Here is a 3,243-nt window from a genome sequence, read left to right on the forward strand (position 1 = left end):
GCCATAAGGTTCGATGGCGATCGCGCCGACTTCGTCATAAGCAGGATGCCAAGTATCAATGGTGCGTAGCGCGTTGCCGATTTTTTGTGAGTGCATCGCGGCTTGGCCATCTAATTGATACAAGAATTTACTTTTGTCGCCTTTGCCGCCACCCATTACTAGCTCTTGAGAGGGGTAGACCGCTTGCCCTTCGCCCAGTTGGCAGTAAGCTTCAACATGGATAAGCGCATGCGCTTCTGTCAGACCATATTGGATCACCTCTGCTAGCGCGGTGACATCGGGGTGCGCGTCAAAATCACGTAAGCTGAATTCATAACTATCAAAGCTAAATTGCTTCTCGCCCGCGGTGACCACCACCTTGACTTGCTCGGCACCGACACGGTTGCGCCACAAAAAACGCCCATTAGCAATGTTGTGCGCGTAACGTTGCGCCAATTCTTTAAAACCGGTTTCTGATTGATAGTCACGCACTTTATCGGCCAACGCTTGCTGATAGTCCGGATTATTACAGGTTGACGGCACATGCAACCCGCTGAGCACGCGCAGTGAGAAGGTCACTTTGAGCGTATCAGCATCATGCGGTAGTGCCGCAATATCGACCGTTTGTAGGTTCGCTTTAGATACTTCCGCATCCAGCTTAGTGGGATCATTAGCGGTAGGCGCTTGTAAGCGGTTAGAGATGGTGCCTCGCACGGATTTTTCGCCCACTAGAATGGAGTGCCAATCGCCTTTCTCCCAGTTGCCGGCATACATTAGTGCATCCGAAGGTAAAAGTTTTGCCTCAAAAGCAAACACAGAAGGGTTAGTCAGTTTTTTATCAGCCATGATGAAATCTCCTTAATTACAAAAAGTCAGGGTCRAAGTCAGTGTTGTCTTCGGTTGGGGGTATAACGTCAGGTTCAATGGGTTCGGCATGCGTCGCTGTCGTCACACGGGCAAGGTACCAAGGATGCTCACCGTGATAACGCCAGCATGCCTCGTCGATATCGGTGATCCGGTGGACGCTGCGCCACTCTCCCACGCTGTAAGCCGCTTCCACAAAACTTACCGGCACCTCGGGATCGCGCACATTAGCGACCTCGCCTGCGGCATAACAAGAGGAAACCGCGCGGTAGCCCGTCATAATCGGCACAAAGTATCCTGGTTCAGTTTTTTTCACGCGCTGCCATTGCGCCGGAATGGGTTGGTTATCGTCGTCAGGTGCGCTTTCACCATCGGCGACGGCTTGGTACGCCAAGATGGCAAACTCACACCACGCATCAAATAAGCTAGCCTGCGTATTGTGTTGCAATAGCTGTTGATGATGCTGGGCGAGATAATCATGTCTATCACAAAGGACAAAGCCCGGCATGAGACGGCGCAACGCTTTTTTCTGCATACTTGCATCCGCGAGCAGTTCAATCTCGCCAATCGCTAAGATTTGCCCACCCGCGAGCCGTCGCTGAGGCGCTAAATCTTTCACCGCCGCGATCAACTGCGCTGCCGCGGCTTTATCACCGGCAATCAGCCCCTCAACCTCAATCAGCAAAGAGATTTGCATATTCATGCGTCCTTCTTCATTGATCGATGCTGTCTCGCCTTTGGCGTTCACCGGATTGCGGGTTAAGGCAAAGACATAGTCGCCCCACCCTGTGGGCTGCCGTGCATGAACATTGTTTTTATGGCTCACCACGGTCACGCCACCCAAATGCAATCCCATCGTATCGGGAAGTTGACGTGATAGCGCATGGGCAAAGCCGAGAAAGTGCGTGATCGCCGGAAAACCATAAGTCAGCCCTGCGATCGCGTTCGCGTTTTGCACCTCAATGTGCTTAAGCAATAGATACTGTGCCATTATCGGGTCTCCTCAAATTGAGGCGTGTCGCGCTCAAACGCTTTTAGTTGGGTTAGGAACACTTTGCGGATGTAATTGAACTCCGTATCACCAAGCAGATAGTGTTTTTTGTCCTCAAGCTGGCGCAGTAACCAAGCAGCAAAATCAGAGGCCACAGTGTCCAGCCAGTCTTGTGCCTCACGCTCACGCTGAAATTGCGCGTCGGGGTTGTACACATCCAGCCAAAGTGCGTGTTCACGTTTTAGTCGGCATGCCTTATCATCAGCGCCTTGGCTCCAACCGGCTGAGACTTGCAGCTGAACCCGTGCGGCATAGTCAAACACCAAGTCAGTGAGTGGCAGAATAAAGTCATGATCGCGCCGATAACGGGTGGCAAAGTTACGATCCCGTTCAGTTAAACTCGCCAAAAAGCTACGAAAGTCGTGGATTAAATGGCTGGCTTGGTAGGCTAAACGGCGGTTGAAGATACTGGTTTGCTTGCTTGGATCCTCCGGCTGCTGCTGATAGCTTGGCGGCGCAGCATTGAGCAAAAAGCCCTCGCCATGACGCTCACTATTCAGTTGTGACACGTTTTGCGGTTTAGAGCCGCCAAAGGTCTGTTTAACAGTACGCGGAAAGGCTTCTAACCGCTCTGGGTGATAATGCTGTTTATTCTTTGCCTCACGAATCGCTTTCACTTTCTCGCCATACCGCGTGGCACGCACCTTGGTGTACAGGGTGTGCGCAAGGCTCGATGAATATAGCGGGCAAAGCAGGTGGTACTCACCTTCATTCACCGGAAAGTAGGTCTGCTTAATCAAGTTATGAGCCGATAGCACTTGGTCACCCAGTGCCAGTGAAAAGCCTGCACGCCAAGTCTCTAGCAAGTTAGCGTCATCAGTGAGTGGCTTAAGTACGCTGATATGGCCGGCTTGTAACTGAGAAATGAGTGACTCACCTTCCACAGTGATTTTTAAAAAACGCGCCACATCTAACGCAGCCGCATTGCCGACCGCATCAATGGCTTTATCGGTCAGCGAATAGCTGGTGAGGTAGCGAAATTCACTCTTATCGATATCAGTGACCAGCATGCTGCTCGCTCTAGCATCACTGTGAACAAATTTGGGGCAATGCGTGGCGAGGCTGATTTGCTTGGCTCGCGTCGCGGCGTCTGTTACCCAGTGAATTGGTTCAAACTTCGCTTCGATCGGGGTAGCTTTCTCTGCGTAATCGGCATTGGCGATCGCCTCTTGCTCTTGGCTGGCGGCGGCTTTTAGGGCCTTATCACGCGCCTTTTGCAAAGGCTCAAGCTTCGCCTGTTTGCGCTGTTCAATATATGCCAGCAGCGCATCGTATAGGCTGTGTTCCATAAGCGCTTCCTTTATCCTGTTGTTCCATTAATTTTTCTTTATTCCCGAAAGGCACCCAGT

3 protein-coding genes are annotated in these 3,243 nt (G+C 51.6%); all 3 read right to left on the reverse strand.

Annotated features, from left to right (window positions below):
• Positions 1–825: type I-F CRISPR-associated protein Csy3 (gene csy3, locus BZG79_RS13175; RefSeq protein WP_077774624.1), on the reverse strand; the 825-nt coding region annotated here is incomplete at its 3' end.
• 16 nt (positions 826–841) lie between these two features.
• Positions 842–1,834: a type I-F CRISPR-associated protein Csy2 gene (gene csy2 / locus BZG79_RS13180; RefSeq protein ID WP_077774626.1), complete on the reverse strand. Its 993-nt coding sequence runs from the start codon at positions 1,832–1,834 to the stop codon at positions 842–844.
• A complete protein-coding gene (gene csy1, locus BZG79_RS13185; RefSeq protein ID WP_077774628.1) occupies positions 1,834–3,183 on the reverse strand; it encodes a type I-F CRISPR-associated protein Csy1 in 1,350 nt (449 codons plus the stop codon). The genes csy2 and csy1 overlap by 1 nt, the downstream gene beginning before the upstream one ends.
• Between the last annotated feature and the right edge of the window lie 60 nt (positions 3,184–3,243).

Origin of the sequence: Salinivibrio sp. MA427, assembly GCF_001996115.1 — a bacterium.
GTDB classification, from domain to species: Bacteria; Pseudomonadota; Gammaproteobacteria; order Enterobacterales; family Vibrionaceae; genus Salinivibrio; species Salinivibrio costicola.

What these genes read in the sequence shown, in the direction of transcription:
- csy1 (WP_077774628.1), bottom strand. Translation starts at nt 3,183, where the DNA reads ATGGAACACAGCCTATACGATGCGCTGCTGGCATATATTGAACAGCGC.